The sequence below is a fragment of the Waterburya sp. genome (assembly GCF_058530065.1).
Window position 1 is genome coordinate 1 of sequence record NZ_JBZNBU010000294.1, and the last position, 18,656, is coordinate 18,656.

25 protein-coding genes and 1 pseudogene are annotated in these 18,656 nt (G+C 36.9%); 12 read left to right on the forward strand and 14 right to left on the reverse strand.

Annotated features, from left to right (window positions below):
- Positions 1-269: 269 nt before the first annotated feature.
- Entirely contained in the window at positions 270-410 is a 141-nt protein-coding gene (locus AC33VI_RS17545; RefSeq protein WP_491783553.1) for a type II toxin-antitoxin system HicB family antitoxin, read from the forward strand.
- 3 nt (positions 411-413) lie between these two features.
- Here the strand turns inward: AC33VI_RS17545 and AC33VI_RS17550 are convergent, their stop codons facing one another.
- Positions 414-686 (reverse strand): ParE family toxin-like protein, encoded by a 273-nt coding sequence (locus AC33VI_RS17550; protein ID WP_491783554.1) that lies wholly within the window; start codon positions 684-686, stop codon positions 414-416.
- Positions 683-904: a hypothetical protein gene (locus AC33VI_RS17555; protein WP_491783555.1), complete on the reverse strand. Its 222-nt coding sequence runs from the start codon at positions 902-904 to the stop codon at positions 683-685. Before AC33VI_RS17555 ends, AC33VI_RS17550 begins: the two co-directional genes overlap by 4 nt.
- 129 nt (positions 905-1,033) lie before the next feature.
- Here AC33VI_RS17555 and AC33VI_RS17560 point away from each other — a divergent pair, with 129 nt between their 5' ends.
- Positions 1,034-1,201: a type II toxin-antitoxin system HicB family antitoxin gene (locus AC33VI_RS17560; RefSeq protein WP_491783556.1), complete on the forward strand. Its 168-nt coding sequence runs from the start codon at positions 1,034-1,036 to the stop codon at positions 1,199-1,201.
- Positions 1,202-1,221: 20 nt separating this feature from the next.
- On the opposite strand, the gene AC33VI_RS17565 is transcribed toward AC33VI_RS17560, so the two are convergent.
- The 5 genes and pseudogenes from AC33VI_RS17565 to psaK form a co-directional block, all read right to left on the reverse strand.
- Positions 1,222-1,548: a helix-turn-helix domain-containing protein gene (locus tag AC33VI_RS17565; protein ID WP_491783557.1), complete on the reverse strand. Its 327-nt coding sequence runs from the start codon at positions 1,546-1,548 to the stop codon at positions 1,222-1,224.
- A gap of 8 nt (positions 1,549-1,556) precedes the next feature.
- Positions 1,557-1,766, reverse strand: a pseudogene (locus tag AC33VI_RS17570) (type II toxin-antitoxin system RelE/ParE family toxin); the annotation flags it as partial.
- Between the two features lie 201 nt (positions 1,767-1,967).
- On the reverse strand, positions 1,968-2,330 hold the full coding sequence (locus AC33VI_RS17575; protein ID WP_491783558.1) for a hypothetical protein: 363 nt from the start codon (positions 2,328-2,330) through the stop codon (positions 1,968-1,970).
- 2 nt (positions 2,331-2,332) lie between these two features.
- Entirely contained in the window at positions 2,333-2,656 is a 324-nt protein-coding gene (locus AC33VI_RS17580; protein ID WP_491783559.1) for a hypothetical protein, read from the reverse strand.
- A 267-nt stretch (positions 2,657-2,923) separates the two neighbouring features.
- Positions 2,924-3,193, reverse strand: coding sequence for a photosystem I reaction center subunit PsaK (gene psaK, locus AC33VI_RS17585; RefSeq protein WP_491783560.1), 270 nt, complete (start codon positions 3,191-3,193; stop codon positions 2,924-2,926).
- 688 nt (positions 3,194-3,881) lie between these two features.
- On the opposite strand from psaK, the gene AC33VI_RS17590 reads away from it, so the two are divergent.
- The 4 genes from AC33VI_RS17590 to AC33VI_RS17605 all read left to right on the forward strand — a co-directional run bounded on the left by AC33VI_RS17590 (position 3,882) and on the right by AC33VI_RS17605 (position 8,199).
- Complete coding sequence (locus AC33VI_RS17590) at positions 3,882-4,310, forward strand: hypothetical protein (protein WP_491783561.1); 429 nt, start codon at positions 3,882-3,884, stop codon at positions 4,308-4,310.
- A gap of 139 nt (positions 4,311-4,449) precedes the next feature.
- Complete coding sequence (gene ppsA, locus AC33VI_RS17595; protein ID WP_491783562.1) at positions 4,450-6,975, forward strand: phosphoenolpyruvate synthase; 2,526 nt, start codon at positions 4,450-4,452, stop codon at positions 6,973-6,975.
- A 134-nt stretch (positions 6,976-7,109) separates the two neighbouring features.
- Entirely contained in the window at positions 7,110-7,655 is a 546-nt protein-coding gene (locus AC33VI_RS17600) for a universal stress protein (RefSeq protein ID WP_491783563.1), read from the forward strand.
- Positions 7,656-7,677: 22 nt separating this feature from the next.
- Complete coding sequence (locus AC33VI_RS17605; RefSeq protein ID WP_491783564.1) at positions 7,678-8,199, forward strand: universal stress protein; 522 nt, start codon at positions 7,678-7,680, stop codon at positions 8,197-8,199.
- 36 nt (positions 8,200-8,235) lie between these two features.
- Here the strand turns inward: AC33VI_RS17605 and puuE are convergent, their stop codons facing one another.
- The 5 genes from puuE to AC33VI_RS17630 form a co-directional block, all read right to left on the reverse strand.
- Positions 8,236-9,132 (reverse strand): allantoinase PuuE, encoded by an 897-nt coding sequence (gene puuE, locus AC33VI_RS17610; RefSeq protein WP_491783565.1) that lies wholly within the window; start codon positions 9,130-9,132, stop codon positions 8,236-8,238.
- 137 nt (positions 9,133-9,269) lie between these two features.
- On the reverse strand, positions 9,270-9,905 hold the full coding sequence (locus tag AC33VI_RS17615; protein WP_491783566.1) for a hypothetical protein: 636 nt from the start codon (positions 9,903-9,905) through the stop codon (positions 9,270-9,272).
- Positions 9,877-10,257 carry a hypothetical protein gene (locus AC33VI_RS17620; RefSeq protein WP_491783567.1) on the reverse strand — a complete coding sequence of 127 codons (381 nt, stop codon included), beginning with the start codon at positions 10,255-10,257 and terminating at the stop codon, positions 9,877-9,879. The genes AC33VI_RS17615 and AC33VI_RS17620 overlap by 29 nt, the downstream gene beginning before the upstream one ends.
- 191 nt (positions 10,258-10,448) lie before the next feature.
- On the reverse strand, positions 10,449-11,123 hold the full coding sequence (locus AC33VI_RS17625; protein WP_491783568.1) for a hypothetical protein: 675 nt from the start codon (positions 11,121-11,123) through the stop codon (positions 10,449-10,451).
- Between the two features lie 40 nt (positions 11,124-11,163).
- Positions 11,164-12,237 carry a DUF6745 domain-containing protein gene (locus AC33VI_RS17630; RefSeq protein ID WP_491783569.1) on the reverse strand — a complete coding sequence of 358 codons (1,074 nt, stop codon included), beginning with the start codon at positions 12,235-12,237 and terminating at the stop codon, positions 11,164-11,166.
- 159 nt (positions 12,238-12,396) lie between these two features.
- Here AC33VI_RS17630 and AC33VI_RS17635 point away from each other — a divergent pair, with 159 nt between their 5' ends.
- Positions 12,397-12,597 (forward strand): hypothetical protein, encoded by a 201-nt coding sequence (locus tag AC33VI_RS17635; RefSeq protein WP_491783570.1) that lies wholly within the window; start codon positions 12,397-12,399, stop codon positions 12,595-12,597.
- 25 nt (positions 12,598-12,622) lie between these two features.
- Here AC33VI_RS17635 and AC33VI_RS17640 read toward each other — a convergent pair whose 3' ends face one another.
- Both AC33VI_RS17640 and AC33VI_RS17645 read right to left on the reverse strand, forming a co-directional pair.
- Positions 12,623-13,144 carry a GrpB family protein gene (locus AC33VI_RS17640; protein ID WP_491783571.1) on the reverse strand — a complete coding sequence of 174 codons (522 nt, stop codon included), beginning with the start codon at positions 13,142-13,144 and terminating at the stop codon, positions 12,623-12,625.
- A 33-nt stretch (positions 13,145-13,177) separates the two neighbouring features.
- A complete protein-coding gene (locus tag AC33VI_RS17645; RefSeq protein ID WP_491783572.1) occupies positions 13,178-13,750 on the reverse strand; it encodes an antibiotic biosynthesis monooxygenase in 573 nt (190 codons plus the stop codon).
- Between the two features lie 181 nt (positions 13,751-13,931).
- Here AC33VI_RS17645 and AC33VI_RS17650 point away from each other — a divergent pair, with 181 nt between their 5' ends.
- The 5 genes from AC33VI_RS17650 to AC33VI_RS17670 all read left to right on the forward strand — a co-directional run bounded on the left by AC33VI_RS17650 (position 13,932) and on the right by AC33VI_RS17670 (position 18,598).
- Positions 13,932-14,915 (forward strand): aromatic ring-hydroxylating dioxygenase subunit alpha, encoded by a 984-nt coding sequence (locus AC33VI_RS17650; RefSeq protein WP_491783573.1) that lies wholly within the window; start codon positions 13,932-13,934, stop codon positions 14,913-14,915.
- 83 nt (positions 14,916-14,998) lie between these two features.
- Positions 14,999-15,163: a hypothetical protein gene (locus AC33VI_RS17655; protein WP_491783574.1), complete on the forward strand. Its 165-nt coding sequence runs from the start codon at positions 14,999-15,001 to the stop codon at positions 15,161-15,163.
- A 155-nt stretch (positions 15,164-15,318) separates the two neighbouring features.
- Positions 15,319-15,768, forward strand: a complete 450-nt coding sequence (locus AC33VI_RS17660) for a YlqD family protein (protein WP_491783575.1) — start codon at positions 15,319-15,321, stop codon at positions 15,766-15,768.
- Between the two features lie 141 nt (positions 15,769-15,909).
- A complete protein-coding gene (locus tag AC33VI_RS17665; RefSeq protein ID WP_491783576.1) occupies positions 15,910-16,896 on the forward strand; it encodes a carbohydrate kinase family protein in 987 nt (328 codons plus the stop codon).
- Positions 16,897-17,062: 166 nt separating this feature from the next.
- Positions 17,063-18,598, forward strand: coding sequence for an FAD-dependent oxidoreductase (locus tag AC33VI_RS17670; RefSeq protein WP_491783577.1), 1,536 nt, complete (start codon positions 17,063-17,065; stop codon positions 18,596-18,598).
- The last annotated feature ends 58 nt before the right edge of the window (positions 18,599-18,656 follow it).

Consider the following 18,656-nt stretch of genomic DNA (forward strand, 5'->3'; position numbering starts at 1 on the left):
AAAAATTAAAGTATGGGCATTACAAAACTATAAAAATGATTGGTATCGATTAGTTGATGGAGTGAAACATTATTTATTTGTTCGTCAAGACTAGTAATTCGCGTTGCGATCGCGCTGCTAATTTAACAGCATCAATAAGAAAGGCGATCGATCTACTAAAAAGAACTGAAAAAAAGAGATCGCATCTATAAGCAGGATAAAATTTTTTTTTAAACACTCTATTTGCAACAAATATTCTAAAATCTAAATATAGGTAAGCTAAAAAATTAATGATTATTAGAGCGGTTCTTGAATGGGATGAAGAAGCTCAATCCTATTCTGCTACTTGTCCAGAATTCAAATTTGTCTCATCTTTTGGCGATACAAAGGAAGATGAGATCGCTATATTGCACATATTAACTCAATTGTAGAATTTATAAGTTTTTAATTATTTTGTCATAATCACTGTGCGAACCAATCCAAAACCAGATAATTGTTTCGGAATTTTTCATTACTCCCAAAGCTCGCCAACCAATTCCCGCTCTTACTGAATATATAGGTTGTTTCGTATTAAGCTTTTTGAATTCTAAGCTAGGGTGAGATGAATTCTGTTTCCACAACTGATAATTTTTTCTAGCAGTCTTTTTAATTCGTTCGGGTAATTCTGCAAAATTATGAATAAACTCGATAGTCAATTCTGACTTCATAATTCATCAAAACCCATCTCTTTTGTCTTACCATTTGTAGAGTCATTTAATGCTTTTGCTGCTAATTGTTCTAACTTGCTTGGTGCTGCTTGAGATAATGATTTTTGCCATTGAAGTTCATTTTCAATATCTTCAATTAATTGTGCTGCAAGTTCATCTTGCAAATGGCTCGGTAAATTTTGCGCTTTATCAAAAGCTTCTGTAAGTAAGTCTGTCATAACGTTTGCACACAATATAAAATTCGTTTGCAATAAAATTTTAACGCAAGAGTATTAAATAAAAATGCGATCGCGCTCTTATAAAAAATATTCTAAAATCTAAATACATTTCTAAAACTTAAAAAATTCATGATTATTAGAGCAGTTATTAAATGGGATGAAGAAGCACAATCTTATTCTGCTACTTGTCCAGAATTAAATTTTGTTTCATCTTTCGACGATACCAAGGAAAACGCGATCGCTAATTTAAAAGACGCAATCAAGCTGATGCTAGAAACAATAATATTTAATAATTAGAGACTGAAAAATATTATTTTTTAATTTTCAACTACAACTTCAATTAAAGCTTCATTGCGATCGCGATCTGATATTTGAATGGTAATCTTCTTTTCTAACCGATTGAGAAAACCAAACAAACGAGCTTCAGAAAACAGATGATATTTTCCCTGCATGATATTAGAAACTTCTGGTTGCTTAATGTTTAGTAATTGAGCTATTTCTTGTTGCTTTAAATTGCGACTTTCGAGAATGGTACGTACTGCTGCGCCTAATTTAGCACGGGTTAAAAGCTCATCGGCATCTGATAAACCCATATCGGCAAAAACATTACCACTACTTTGAGTAAATTCTATTGAATCAGTCATTTTATTTGTTAGTTATCCTGGGATTGTTTTAACGCTTGCTTGTATCTCTGTTTAATTAATTCCACATCTTTTTGTGCTGTTTTAATTCCTTTTGGGGATTTTTTCTGAAATGCGTGAAGAACATAAATATAGTCTTTGATTTGTACTGCATATACTGTTCTGTAAGTGTTGGAGTCAAACCGAGTGACAATTTCAAAAATTCCCTTTCCTACTCCTTGTGGGAAACGATTGGGTAAATTTTGCTCGCTTTAATGGGAGAATACTGAATAGAAATGCGATCGCACTCTTGTAAAAAATATTCTAAAATCTAAATACATTTCTCAAACTTAAAAAATAAATGAATATCGGAGCAGTCATAGAATGGGATGAAGAAGCGCAATGATATTCTGCAACTTGTCCAGAATTAAATGAAGATGTGTTCAACCTTTTGAAAAAAGTATAATTCCCCAAACAGTAATAAAGCTTAAAATTGATAAAGCAATCAATTTGATACTAAGTTTTAAACGGTTACTTATATCATCTACAAAAACTACTATAAGAGTAAAAGAGAATCCTAAAATTGCTATCGAACAAATGAATGGCAATTGCCAAGCATTTATCAAATTAGTATCGTTTGACAAAGACTCAATGATAGCCCATATTGATAATAGTATTTCTGCAATTGGTAGCAGTAAAAATAGCAAGGCTTTATTTATTGGTTTGATATCCTTTTCAAAGCTCAACCATATTGGTGATACAATTCCTAGTAGGGGAATCGCCAGAAACCAGAGAAATGCTTCCATAATTAATCATCTTGAGAATTTTTTGAAATTGCGCTCGATATCTTCTCATTTTGATTTATAAAAATGGCTATAACAGCCAATTCAGAACAAATTGATAGAGGTACTCCATAAATCATAGATATCAGAAAAATTACCCCATGAGCATCGTTTACTATATAAATAGTATTCCAGGCAAATAAATTAATAGATATATATCCTAATGAAATAGTAAGCATAGCAGTTAGTAACGCTTTGATAGGATAGTTTACTTGAGGAAATATCAGCAATAAAAAAGCAGCTATCAATCCTGGGAATAAAAGAGCAATATAAATACTGGAGGGTATCATTATTGTTTAATCGTTATTTACACGTATCTACCATAGCCTGAAAATATATTGTGTTACTGAGTATGTGTATTGTTTTAAAAAATGCTCAGTAGTCATTGCCTTATACAAAAGCAATAAAAAGAAATGCGATCGCACTCTTGTAAAAAATATCCTACAAACGGCTCTAAAAAGCTTTTGAAAGTAAGATCATGTTGCACAAAAAAAAGCCATGTGAACTAATACATACAAACACATAGCAATTTCTATAAATTATTTTTTCTAAGGAAACTAGATAATACCATAGGTATCTAGCAACAGAATTGTTAGGATGCCGATTATATGACCTAAGCTAGTAGTAGCCAATAGAGTAGACCAACTCATTCCACCGAACATTTCGGGCATTGGTAAAGCTGTACCGACACCAGGATTAGGCATAGTAGTTTTCCCAATTGCGATCGCAATGACATTACAGAGGATCATGACTATAGCAATCTTTGGACTCCAAGGATCTGTTAAAGGGAAAGATGATGTTGCTGCAATGAAAGTTGTGTAGAACATTATTTTTTATGAATCTCCAATTTATTAAACAAATTTTTGCTTGCACCACTAATGATGCATATACCTAAGAGCAAAATTTATATCAAAACACAACCTGATTATCACCCATAGATGGAGATTTATTGTTATTTATCTTAAATTATGTTGTGGAAGATTTAGATTTGTTTCAGTCAGTTTTCTTAAAGATATTCATAGAGTAAAAGCAATCGCTCTACTAAAAAGTATTGTTTTAACTGAAGTATCGAGCAAATGTTAGAACCACTTCCAGATGATTTATATTCAATCGCAAAATAAAAGTAGAGTTATTTAAAGAGTTGAACAACTCGGCTTTTTGGATGTTCAATAAATATATAATTAGAAAAATTATTATATATTTTCATCTATTGATATGAGAAATTGGTCTATTATAAATCCTAATTTAAGCTCTTGGATTAATGCTTTTCTTTTAGCTGGGCTATTAATTATTGCTACATCTCTTATCCCAATTTTATATCATTTGTGGACAATAATTGTATTTATTAGTGCTTATATATTTTATTTTGTATCTATTTTTCTAATTTTTATAATCAGCATATTACCTTATTTTGTTCAGCAAAAAATCTTGGGATTTATTTCGTTTATTTCTTCAATAATTAGCGGTTTGATAACTTTACTATCGCCTTTTATTTTATTACTGCCAATTCCGCTCGTGGCTTTTGTTCACCACTATTTATATTTGCTATTAGATAGATTTTATCCAGATCTAGAAGTAACAGAAAGAGGACGAATAACAGGCTATTTTCCTGGTATTGTTAGCTGGTGGCATGGTTTGTTTGCCCTCGTTGTTGTAATCTTTGCTATGCTCGCAAGCGACTCAATATTATCAATCCTACCTTGGTTGACTTATAATGCTGCTGACTGTCTTGCTTACCCAACATCAGAAATAAACGTATATGCAACTACTCGCGTTGAATTTTGGGTTCAAATCGCTTTGATGATTCTACGACAGCCGATTTATAGTCCTTTTTTACGTTTGATTATTTGGGTAGTTGCAGCAGCTTATATATATCAGTTTGAATTTACCTTTAGACAGCATTTGATTGCTGCTAATGAAGATAGGATAAATAGCGATCGCTAATCTGAAAAATGCGATCGCTTTACTAACCACAGCCTACCTTCACAAGTTCCTCAAATTATTCATCTACAAAAGAACTATTAACTTCAAAGCATTACTAACTCGATGCAATAGGTCAATAGAAGTGGAGGAACTAGAACTAATGGTAGTAATAGCAGATCGTAACCGCCAAACTCAACAAGATAAAGAACAAGCTCTAGTTCTTTGGTTGGAAGATGTGGGAATGGATGATGTATCTCTTGTGGGCGGAAAAAACGCCTCCCTAGGAGAAATGATTCAACAATTGACCCCTCAAGGAATTAATGTCCCAGAAGGTTTTGCTACTACAGCCTACGCTTACCGCTACTTTATCCAACAGGCTGGATTAGAAACTAAGTTACGTCAACTATTTGCCGATTTAGATGTAGAAAACTTGAGTAACTTGCGATCGCGAGGCAAAAAAGCTAGAGCATTAATTCTCAATACCCCTTTTCCTACAGAATTAGAAATAGCCATTATCGAAGCTTACGATCGTCTTTGCCAGGAGTGTAGTATAGATTTCTCCTACTGCGAACAATTTGAAGGAATCGAACAAGAAATCTGCAAACAATATACCTATAATGTCGATGTAGCAGTTCGCTCTTCTGCCACCGCCGAAGATTTACCCGATGCCAGTTTTGCAGGACAACAAGAAACCTATCTTAACGTTCATGATATTCAGTGCGTCCTCGAAGCTTGTCATAAATGCTTTGCCTCCCTATTTACAGATCGGGCGATTTCCTACCGAACTATTAAAGGTTTCGACCATTTTGATGTTGCTTTATCTGTAGGGGTACAAAAGATGGTGCGCTCGGATTTAGCTACTTCTGGGGTAATGTTTTCTATCGATACAGAAACAGGTTTTAAAGATGCAGCCCTAATTACCGCAGCTTATGGTTTGGGGGAAAACGTAGTTCAGGGTGCGGTTAATCCCGATGAATATATTGTTTTCAAACCAACATTAAAAGACGGCTATCGTCCTATTCTCGATAAACGGATTGGCAGTAAAGAAATCAAAATGGTGTATGACATTGGCGGTAGCAAACTGACTAAAAATGTCCCGACAACCCACCAAGAAAGAATTGAATATGCGATCGACAATGACGAAATCTTACAGCTAGCAAAATGGGCAACTCAGATTGAAGATCACTACTCCCAGATTCGGGGTACATATACTCCGATGGATATTGAATGGGCAAAAGATGGACTAACTCAAGAACTCTATATCGTTCAAGCTCGTCCCGAAACCGTTCAATCTCAGAAAACTGCCAACGTATTGCAGACATACAAATTAGATGCCGATGCTGTAAGAGAGAATGACAATTCGCCCCTACTAGTCACTGGCAGATCTGTGGGAGAAAAAATTGGTGCGGGTGTTGCCAGAGTTATTTTAGAAGTAACTGACATCGATAAATTTCAACCAGGAGAAGTCTTAGTTACCAATAAAACCGACCCCGACTGGGAACCAATCATGAAACAAGCTAGCGCGATCGTTACTAACCAGGGGGGTAGAACTTGTCACGCTGCCATTATTGCTCGGGAAATGGGTATACCTGCGATCGTCGGTTGTGGTGATGCCACCAGTAAAATCACTACAGGAGAAGATGTCACCGTATCTTGTGCCGAAGGAGAACAGGGAAAAGTCTATGCAGGTTTAATTCCATTTACTGTGGAAGAAATACAGCTAGATAACTTGCCCGAAACTAAAACCAAAATTCTGATGAACGTGGGGGATCCCGAATCGGCATTTGGTCTATCAGCTTTACCCTGTGATGGTGTGGGTTTGGCAAGATTGGAATTTATCATCGCCAATCATATCAAAGTTCATCCTCTGGCTTTACTTAAATTTGACGAGCTGGAAAATAGTAAAGAAAAGATGGCAGTTGCCCGTCAAACTATTCACTATCCTCATAAACCTGATTTCTTTGTCGATAAGCTTTCACGAGGGATTGCCACGATCGCAGCAGCATTTTATCCCAAACCAGTAATTGTCAGGATATCAGACTTCAAAAGTAATGAATATGCCAATTTATTGGGTGGTCAACAATTTGAACCCCAAGAAGAAAATCCGATGTTGGGTTGGCGCGGTGCGAGTCGCTACTACGACCCTAAATATCGCGAAGCCTTTGCTCTCGAATGCCAAGCATTTAAACGAGTCCGCGATGATATGGGTTTAACTAATGTTATCCCCATGATTCCCTTCTGTCGTACTCCCGATGAAGGACGTAAGGTAATAGCAGAAATGGCAAGCCACGGACTAAAAAAAGGCGAAAATGGATTGCAAGTATATGTTATGTGCGAATTACCCAGTAATGTGATGCTAGCTGCTGAATTTGCTGAAGTTTTTGATGGTTTTTCCATCGGCTCTAACGACCTAACTCAGCTAACTTTAGGACTCGATCGCGATTCGGCTTTAATCTCTCATTTATTTGACGAACGTAACCCCGCCGTAGAAGCCATCCTGACTATGGCAATTTCCATCGCCAAACTCAAACATCGCAAAATTGGTATTTGCGGTCAAGCACCCAGTGACTATCCAGAATTTGCCGAATTACTGGTCAAAGAAGGCATCGACTCTATTAGTCTCAATCCCGATACAATATTAAAAACCAGGTTGCATATTGCCGAAGTGGAACGACAAAATCGTTAGTCATTGGTTAGTAGTTAGTCGTTAGTGGACAAAGGATTTATCTACAAACAACTAATATGCGAAGCGGTGACGCGACGTAATAAGCTAATCCTTTAGGACAACTAACAACTAACTATAAAAAAGAGGTATTCAATATGATCGACAAAATTCTCATCGCTGTAGATCGCTCTCCCAACAACAAGTTTGTTTTCGATACAGCAGTATCTTTAGCCAAAACTACAAATGCAGAATTAATGCTGCTACATATCTTAGCCAAACAAGAACCAGAACACCCTATAATACCTGCCTATACTTACTACCCAATAATAGAAGAAACCAATTACGAAATATATCAAAAAGAATACGCTAGGTACAAAGAACAGGGAATTGAATTTCTCAAAAAGATGACTGAAGAAGCAACCGCAGCAGGTATTTGCACTCAATTTACTCAATTAGAAGGCAATCCTGGACGGGTGATTTGTGAATTAGCTACTAATTGGTCGGCAGATTTGATTTTGGTTGGTAGTCGCGGACTCAAAGGTCTAAAAGAAATGTTTCTCGGTAGCGTCAGTAATTATGTTACCCACCATGCACCTTGTTCGGTTTTAATTGTCCGCAATTCCATTGATGCTCAATCTAACAGTGTATCTTCCGAACAAGCAGCAAATAATCAAGAACCAGTAAATAGCGACAACAGTTAACTAACAACTAGAGATATTTATCGTGATCGACAAAATTTTAGTAGCAATAGACTATTCCGAAACTAATCAATCTGTCTTTGATTCGGCAGTATCTTTAGCCAAAACTACGGGTGCTAGTTTAATCATCATGCACGTCTTAGATGAAGATGAGCCAGGATTTCCTGGACTTCCTGGCTATACTTACTATTTGTGGGACGACCACGATTACAATCTATATTGCCAAAAATGGGAAAACTACAAACAAGAAGGAATCAAATTTTTGCAGCAAAAAAACCAAGAAGCCAAAGCAGCAGGCATCCATAGCGAATTTATTCAATTGTCTGGAAACCCTGGAAGAGCTTTGTGCGAAGTAGCCCGCACTTGGTCGGCAGATTTAATTGTGATTGGCAGTAGAGGATTAAAAGGCTTAAAAGAAATGTTCCTCGGTAGCGTTAGCAATTATGTTACCCATCACGCACCCTGTTCGGTACTAATTATTCGTCAGCCTATAGATACTGAGTTACAGCAAATATCCGATCGAGAAGAAGCTACCAGCAAAAGCTAGTAAGCAATAATCCACGATTTTAATTAAATTAATGGTTTATGGAGAATGATATTTAATCCAATGGTGGGCAATATCAATCCGTCGGCAAATCCAAACCCGTTCGTGACTTTGAACATAGTCAATAAATCTAGCTAAAGCAGCAATTCTCCCTGGTTTTCCTGCTAATCTAGCGTGAAGCCCTACAGACATCATTTTAGGACTAGTTTCACCTTCGGCATATAAAACATCAAAAGCATCTTTGAGATAGGTATAAAAGTCATTGCCGCTATTGAAACCAGGGGCTACACAATACTTCATATCGTTATTATCCAGAGTGTAGGGAATAACTAAATGAGATTTACCTGCTACTTCAACCCAGTAAGGCAAATCGTCATTATAAGCATCGGAGTCATATAAAAAACCCCCTTCTTCCACAATCAAGCGACGAGTATTGAGACTGGGTGCATAACGACAGTACCACCCCAAAGGGCGATCGCCTGTAAGTTTTTTGAGAGATGCTACTGCTTGTTGAATGTGTTCTCTTTCTTCTGCTTCATCCAGTAAATGATAGCCAATCCATCGCCAACCATGGCAGCAAATATCGTATCCCGCCTCGACAATTGCTGCTGCTGCTGCAGGATTTCTTTCTAATGCCAAGGCTGCACCAAAAATAGTTACGGGAATATTTTTAGCTTTGAACAAGCGCATTAGTCGCCAAAAACCAGCCCTACTGCCATATTCATAGACAGACTCTACCTGTAAGTCTCGCATTCCCTTGCCCATAGAAGAACCTGGTACTTCCCTGAGATAGATTTCTGAGGTGTCGTCTCCGTCAGGGATTGAGTATTCTGAGCCTTCTTCATAGTTAAGGACTATCTGTAAGGCGATTTTGGCATTTCCTCGCCACTGTGGATGGGGTGGATTAGCACCATAACCGACTAGATCTCTTAGCATTTAACATTTAACATTTAACATTTATCATTCCAGATAATCATCGATCGCTCTTTTGTTTGGAGTATTTGTATACAGTATTCAAATCTATTGATAGTTTTGGCAAGCGATCTAGTAAATTACTAATTAATAGAATCAATTTACCATCCTGCCTCTGGTCGAACACCATCAAGCCAAGGACGTAACATTTTACCGACAATTTCTACTTCAATGGCTTCATCTCTGCGACGTAAAATAGCATAGGGAGTATAGGCTTCTGCATGAGCCATACATTGATGAGAACCTTCTTTGCAAAAGGCAGCAAAGGCAGCAATTTCATTTCCTCTCAAACCATTCCAAAAGTTATTAGAATTGTAATATTCTGTTTTGTCCCAAATATTTCCTGGTGACAATACATACCTGTGTTTAAATCCTGGCAAATTTACTTTATCTTCGTCATATTCTGCTTCAGCAAAAGCTTCCCAATCAGGAGTATCTAAGATTGAATATAAAAAGAAATCGTGTACTTCATCGTGTGCATTGTCATTCCAATATTGAGCGACAGCAAAGGTACAAGAGTTAATTCTTGAGTATTTAGTAAAAACTCTTTCTACAGTCGGAATTACATAGCGATCGATAATTTTTTGTCTGATGATTGCTGTTTGATTTCTGGTATATAAAAGTTCTAGTTTCATTTTTACATAGCGTATTTTGTAAATTGCGATCGCACTGGTCAAAAAACTCACATCTTTTAAATAAACATCAAAATTAATAATCGGCTTCTGGTCTAATTCCATCTAGCCAAGGACGCAGCATTTTGCCCACTATTTCTATGTTTATTCCTGTATCTGTTCTAGTAAAAAGTGCGTAAGGTGTATAGGCTTCTGCATAATCCATACTTTGATGCGAACCTTCTTTACAAAAAGCTGCGAAAGCTGGAATCAATTCAGTTTTAAATCCGTCAAAATAATATCTATCTTTTTCTCGATTTAGATTGCTATAATATCCGCCTATTTCGTAATGACAATCTACAAATCCAGGTAAATTAATCGGATCTTTAATTGACTTTGCATAATCTTTTCCATATTTGTAGTTACCTGCTGCTTGTTCTGACTTGGCATAAGCTTCCCAATCGGGAGTATCTAACACTGAGTAGATAAAAAAATCATGTACTTCATCTGATGCTTCATCGTTCCAGTATTGGGCGACTGCAAGATAAGCAGATTGAATTTACGGATATTTATCAAAAACCCTTTTTACTATCGGTAAAGCATAATGTTCTACGATCTTTTCTCTAATTGCTGCGGTTTCTGCTGGTGTATATAAACGTGCTGTCATTTTTATAATCCAATTAATTCGACTTGCGCTAATCTTTCGGAATGAGATAAACGGTGCATATAGCATTCTAAAAATACGGGAATGTTGTCTTTACTGCGCTCTTTTACCCAATCTAAACCAAAGCTATTTTTAGTTAGTGGTTGGTGAATATCCGCACGTCCATTATTAGCCGATAAATGTAGTTCGCCAATGCGATCGTATTGTTGTAATCTTTGCCAAACGCGATCTGACAAACATCCACTTTGTTGTTGAATATAAACATGAGAAACATCGACAGCTAAGTTGAATTTATTATCCATCGCCCAGGTTAATTCTCGATCGTTACCAAGATGATATTTAGGGTACATGGTTTCTAGGATAAAATTCTTATAATCTCCTCTTTCGGCTCTCATTTTCCAGATTTTTCCTGGGGGACTATCTAATTTTGGTGGATGAATGGAATTAGATGCTACCAAACAATCTGCATTTTCATTCCAGACCGCAGTATTATATTTATGCCAGCTAAAACCATGATGAATGAGATAGTTAATATTTTCTCTTTCTAACCAGGATTTAAAATCAGGATCGGGTACTAAACCAGGAGTTAATTGCAAGCTATTAGTTCCTAGTTTAATTAATTCTTCTGCTGCGGATTTTATCGGTCTACCTTGAAGGCAGCTTAAAGCCAAATAAAGCATTTCATTAATGGATAATTAAACAAATAAGAGTTAATAGTATCTAAAAATAATTTCGTAAACGATCTATAGAATGAAATTCTGTACGATTAAAATCGCGACCCCAATCGACCCATTTGATTGCTTCTTTGACAGAATCAATATTGGGGGGAACTCTTAAAATATCTATTTTGCCTGTATCCACATACTTAATTTTAAGTAACCGTGCGGGTTTACTATCATCTTGTAAATCGATTTCCAAAAGAATAGAATCTCCTAATCTACTTAACTCTTTACAAGCCGTTCTACGACAAATCCGTTTGTAGCCAATACCCTCAACTAAAATTCTTCTGATTACAGGATTTTTTTCTTCAAATATCCATTCTATTCGCCAAGCAGAAGGATGAAGATTGCCATACTTTGCGGGGAGAATTTCTCCTTCATAAGCATAGATACTCGTGCCGTCGTTAAACATAATTGCTGGTTGTTTGACACCATGTAATCTCATCTCTTTATCTACTGTAAGCTGGTTAGGGCGATCGCAAATCAAACAAATATCTCGGTATGTTAAAAGCCAACCACAATTTATTGCTAAGTAATAATAACTTTGCCAAACTTGCTTTAGTTCCTGAAACTTTAACTCTTCATAAGCATAATCATACAGACAAGCACGAGCAATTAAATAATCAGTCGTTGTAAAATCCAATACAGGATTAAAATATGGTTTATTTTCCGCTAAAGGTTTGTTTAACTCGTGCCAAAGAGCATAGGTTTCTTTTAACAAATCATAAACAACTATTCCTATTTGTATCCACAGTTGTTGGTGTAGAGAATCATAAATTCTTTCCTGTAATTCTCGCCATAAATTATTATCAATTTCCTGCTTTAATGCTTTCTCTATTGGCTTGTCGATTCTAATTAATTTATTACCCCAATAATCTAAATTAAAATTTTTACTGGCAGCTATTGGACTAGTCCAAAATTCAACTTTAGGTTGCGATAACCCTATTGTCGAATAAAGATTGTTAACAGCATCTTTGACTTGTCCGCGATCGCCTGAATTACATTTTAAATAAAGCGATCGCCATTTGTCCTGATATTCAGTAACTAAATCTAGTTGTAAAGAGTCGAATAACATTTTAAAGCTAAATAATTATCAATTGTTGAACGATCGCTCTTTTATTGGGAGTATTTGTATACAGTATGCAAAAATACGAACGTTTCTTTTCCGAAAATTTTAAGCTAATATATGAGTATATATAAACCGTATATTTCGCTACAAAAAGGAGAGAATATAATGACTATCAATAATCCAGTCAAATCAAGCGATCGCCATTGGAACGGCAAACAATTCATCCAGCTAAGTAATATTCTCGGTGCAGCTTATAATCCAGGGTTGAATGGTGCTAAATCCGATCTGGAAACCGATGTTTGGACTACAGATAAATTTATCGCTATGAGCAGAAACTTCAGTTCTGCTTACGGTGTGGATTTATAATCTAATGGAATTAATTGCGATCGCATTATTCAATTGAAGTCTGCCACTGAATCGCTTTACTTTCGATTCTCTTAATAAATTCATCTTTGCCATCCATGTAACCTTTAATATCATTGGGGTATTTTTGAGCTAATTGTTGTTTCAATTGACTGTATTGTTCTGCATCATGAGGATGAGCTATCAGATAGTCTCTAAAAGCTAAATGGCGTTTGACTTCCGCAGAATCTTTTTGATATATATGAACGTGATGAGTCCTAATACCAAAAAGATTTTCTTTGCGGAAGTAACGACGACCAATCAGTCCGAACTCTCCCATTGCTTCGTAGCCTAACTTCTCCATTGCTGTTGTTTGTCTGGAGATCGCTTCAATATCTTTAACTTCTATCAGAAAATCAATAATGGGTTTAGCATAAATCTGAGGAATGGCAGTGCTACCAATATGATGAATAAAGACTAAGTTTTCAGCTAAAGCTAAACTTATTTTTAGCGACTCAGTAGCAAATTCTTGTTTCCATTGAGGGTTGTGGGGAACAACTTCGACAAACATATAATAAAGCTGAAAAAAATTGTAGTGATGATTTTAGCGTTTTTTTGGATACAACCAGCCAGCAAACAGTTTAGTCATTCTGGGCATTAATACATAGGTCATTAGTAAAACTAAAACGGCGGTAATAATCAAACTTCGCAATAATAAAGGTAAAGGCAACAATTCTAGTAATGGTGCAAGAGTTAGATTAGCCAGTTGAATTGCAGGAAACAGAGTTATTAAAGTAACGGCTGCCATTTTGTAGCGGGGTGGAGGATTGATTTGTTTGGGAGTGGGTAAGGTAAACCACGTTTCTAAGCCTGTAATAATTCTAATTCTGGGAGGTTCGAGACGCAGACTTTCGGCACGGGCTAACCACTGACGACGACATTCTGATTCTTCCCAAATCTTTAAATTGCTGGCGCGATCGAATTTAAAGATAATGCGATATTCGTTATCTTTGGGATTGCTAGGACGAAAAACATTTGTACCTAAATGCCCTTCAAAGGTCATGGCTGCTGAGGTAATACCAGCAATAAACTTCTCAAATGCCTTTTTACAGCCAGGTTTTACTTTGCGGGTAATTACAACAGTAACAGGGGGATCGAGTAAATTTTCATTTCTCATTATTTTGCAAAATCGTTTAATTGAATTCTGTCTTTATAGTTTCGGTTTCTGATTAAAAAAACAAGATTATAGTTTGGTGACAAACTGCTAGTTGGTAACCGCTAATACTTTTTGACGGACTTTTTTTGTATACAGTATTCAATATACAATCAACAATTTAACTGACTAGAAGTCAATCTTTATGCTAGTCACAAAAGAACAAATATTCAAACGGTTTTGGTATCCCGTGATGCCTGTTTCCCAAATGTCAGAACAGCCCCAAAGTTTTGAATTATTGGGACAAAAGCTAGTTTTATGGTTAGATAATAATCAGCAAGCAGTAGTGGCAAGCGATCGCTGTTGTCATCGTTCGGCACAACTATCTAAGGGTAAGGTTGTTGACGGTAACATTGTCTGTCCCTATCATGGTTGGCGGTATGACGGACGAGGAGTTTGCGTTAAAGTTCCTCAATTAGCAGACAGCAGTCAGATACCCAAAAGTTATCAGATCAAAACTTTTCAGGCTCAAGAACGTTACGGATATATCTGGGTATGTTTGGGCGAACCTTTAAATGAAATTCCCGACATAGCAGAAGCGAACGATCCTAATTTTCGGCTGATTCCTGAATTCTATGAAACTTGGCACTGTGCGGGGTTGAGAGTGATGGAAAATGAATTCGATTTGGCTCATCCTACCTTTGTTCACACCACTACTTTTGGCAGTGAAGATCATCCCATTCCCGATCACGTAGAAGTTGAAGAAACTGACTATGGTATTACGGGGACGGCAGTTTTAGGTGTAGTTAATCCCCAACAGCAACAGCAAAACCTGAAAATGGATCAGGAAATAACTACCAGAAATTTAGACCTCGATTGGTATTTACCTTTTACCTGCAAGCTACGAATTAATTATCCTAACGGTTTGGTGCATATCATCGTGAATACCGCTACACCCATCAATGACTCTTCTTCCCAGATCGTTCAGTTTTGTCTGCGCAACGATACCGAAGCCGAAACCAAAGCAGAAGACGTGGTGGCATTCGATCGCGCCGTGACTTTGGAAGATAAAGCAATATTGGAAACTACTGATTATGACGTGCCGTTGGATATAAAAGAAGAACAGCACATGATGACCGATAAGCCAGGGATCTTGATGCGGAAGAAGTTAAAAGCAATGTTATCGTAATCAAATCGACATTTGAGTTGACCCAAAAATGAGAAGCTATAAGAGTTAACCAAAAAAAGTGATTTGGTTAAACAATGCTTTAAATGCCTAAATATCAAGATATATATCCTTCCGAACCACTAATAAAAAGTGTTGAATTAGTCCGTTCTAACACAGCTGATTTACTGACTCTCGAATATTTTGAAGCCGAACCTGCTTCGATGCCAACCAATAAATACGAACAGCATCATATTATTCTTAATATTTGAAATGACTATACCAACGAAAACTAACTAAAATGTTTTTTTTAAGCTACAACTTAAAAGATTAAAAATTCAGGAAATAACCTAGCCATATTGCTCAATAGCTTGTAACCTTTAAATCCGATCGCAATTATCGCAATTATAAAGAAGGAGTCAAAATCGTGGACTATTCCAACACTAGCTTGCTCTTAAAACGTCCCATTACAATAAAAGCCATTGTTACGGCTCAATGGAAAGAAGAAGTTACCCAGCAATTGCAAAAACAAACTGCCCAGCTAGACAAGCAAATGCAACAACTAGAAATGCAGGGTAAAAGAACTATCGAAGAACTTACCAAACAAATCAAAGATCCTGCTAGCCCTCAACTGAAAAAGCAAACTGAAAACATTATGGGGCAGGTAAATCAGAAGAAAGGAGAAATGCTCGAAAAGAAAAATCAATTCTTGCAGCAATTACAACAAATACAACTCCTAGAATTAGACCAAGAAGTAGTTCAAGCTCAGATGGAAAGTTTCTTTAGGTTAGAAAAAGGAGACAATTTAGTTAAAAAACTTAACGTTGAAGTCGTCTTGAGAGACGGAGTGGTCGAAGAAATTCGTGGTGAAGTTTAAACTTGGTGGCGAATAGTTACTTTCTTAAATAATCATTAAAGTAATCGCACTCAAAAATTTAAACCTTTTTAAACACTCTTGTTTTCAGAAAACGATACCCTGAAAATTAGAAAAGAAACTGGTCTATAATGAGGGAGCAAGTTGAATACTAAAGCGATCGCCCAGAACCCAGCACGAGTAATTTGTTTGGGTGAAATATTGTTTGATTGTCTTGCCAACGAGCTTGGCAAACCCTTTGCCGAAGTTTCTTCTTGGACTCCCTATCCAGGAGGCGCGCCTGCTAATACGGCTTGTGCCTTGGTTAAATTAGGAACTCCAGCAGCTTTCATTGGTTGTGTGGGCAAGGACGAATTAGGAAAAGAATTAGTCAACCTGCTGCAATCTATTGGAGTCAATACATTTGGCATTCAATACAACGAAGAATATCCTACAAGGCAAGTGTACGTTACTCGCTCCTCAGAGGGCGATCGCACTTTTGCTGGATTTGGCGATTTCCAACCAGATGAATTTGCCGATGCTTATCTTAATGCCAAATATTTACCTCCAGAATTATTTTTAGATGCAGAATTTCTCGTCATTGGTACTTTAGAATTAGCCTATCCCCAGACTCGTGCTGCGGTTTTTCGGGCTTTAGAATTAGCCGAGGAATATCATTTGAAAATAGTTTTAGATATTAATTGGCGACCTATGTTTTGGCTGAATGAGGATGAAGCACTGCCTCTAATCGAGCAATTGTGGCAATATGTAGATTTTCTCAAATTAGCAGCGGAAGAAGCCCAATGGCTATTCGATACTCAAGATGCAGGGGCGATTTCTCACCGTCTCAATTCCGTTGAAGGAGTACTAGTCAGCGATGGGGATGCTCCTGTTAGTTATTGCTTGAGCGACAATGAAGGTAAAGTTAGTCCCGCCAAAGTAGCCGTTAAAGATACTACAGGGGCAGGAGATGCTTTCTTAGCTGGCTTCATTTATCAGTTATGTCAGCATGGTAACCAACAACTACAAGATCCTCAGATAGCCGAAAAAATAGTTCGCTATGCCTGTGCTGTAGGCGGTTTAACCGCAACCGAATTGGGGGCGATCTCCGCTCAACCAACTTTAGAAGAAGTGGAAAAATTTTTAAAATAAAAATGCTGAAGATTGGGTCAGTTAGAAAATAGTCTATCCTGATAGGTTTGTTTATATAATACAAATGGTTCATACCCATGCAAATAAATTTATTTTTGGCAAATAAGCGATCGCTTGACTAATTTTCCATTTTTATCTTTAAATTTTTAACCTATTCAGTTATCAAATGACTCTTACTGAAAAAATACTCGATCGCCGTTTGGATAATGCTTTGGTCAATCTCCGTCGTGCTGATGGTTTTTGGTCGGCTTTGAAACAGGGCAACATAGAAGCATCAGAAGTTATTAATAATAGTTCCGATAGTATTGTCGAGACAGATACAGATATAGTTATTTGTGGCGGTACATTAGGTATTTTGTTGGCTGCTGCACTACAACAATTAGGTTGGAAAGTTACCATAATTGAAAGGGGAATATTACGAGGTAGAGAACAAGAATGGAATATTTCTCGCGATGAATTGCAGACATTTGTCGAATTAAATTTATTAACTCCTGAAGAATTAGAAAATGCGATCGCCACAGAATATAATCCCGCTAGAGTTGGTTTTCCTGGCAGTGAAGATATTTGGGTAAAAGATGTTTTAAATATTGGTGTCGATCCAGTTTATTTATTGGACATTCTCAAGCAGAAATTTTTAGATCGAGGGGGAGTTTTATTAGAAAATACGGTTTTTCAATCGGCTACGATATATCCCGATGGAGTAGAAGTTTTAGCAGGGGATAGCAAGCTGAAAACTCGTCTTTTAGTTGATGCTATGGGTCATTTTTCTCCCATAGTCAAACAGACGAGAAAAGGAACAAAACCCGAAGCAGTATGTGTCGTAGTGGGCAGTTGTGCCGAAGGCTATCCTCAAAACGATACGGGAGATTTAATTTATTCTTTTACGCCGATTATTAATAACTGTCAGTATTTTTGGGAAGCTTTTCCCGCTAAGGATGGACGCACTACTTATATGTTTAGCTATCTCGATGCCGATTCAGAAAGACCCAGTTTGGAATACTTTATGGAAGAGTATTTAAGGCTATTGCCCGAATATCAAAATATTACTTTAGAAGAATTAGACTTTAAACGTTTTTTATTTGGCTTTTTCCCCGCTTATAAAGATAGCCCAATAAAACTACCTTTCGATCGCATCCTACCAGTAGGAGATAGCGCGGGAGGACAATCCCCCGTTAGTTTTGGCGGTTTTGGGGCAATGGTTCGCCATCTACAACGCTTGCGAGATGGTATTAACGAAGCTTTAGTTGCCGATACTCTAACCAAAAAAGATTTGGCTTTATTACAACCCTATCAACCAAATATTTCTGTGACTTGGCTTTTCCAACAAACCATGAGCGTTAAAGTAGGCAGAAAAGTCAATCCCGAACAAATCAACAATCTTATGGCTGGGGTTTTTCAAGTCATGGATCGTTTGGGAGAAAGCACCCTAAAACCCTTTTTACAAGATGTAATTCAGTTTATTCCCCTAGCAAAAACTTTACCCTTAGTAAACCTCAAACTAGTCTTGCCTTTACTACCGCAAATCGGTATTCCTTCCCTAATTAATTGGAGCATCCACTACTTTAACTTGGGATTTTATAGTGGCTTATACAATTTAGGGAAACCAATCGAACCCTTAACTAAAAAGCTTTCCCCCGCTCAAAAATACTATTGCGATCGCTATTTGGATGCTTGGAAATATGGATCGGGAGCAGATTATTAAACCCCAATCGAACTATAGAAATAGATGAGGACGAGTTAAGTTAGTAGGTAGTAGTTAG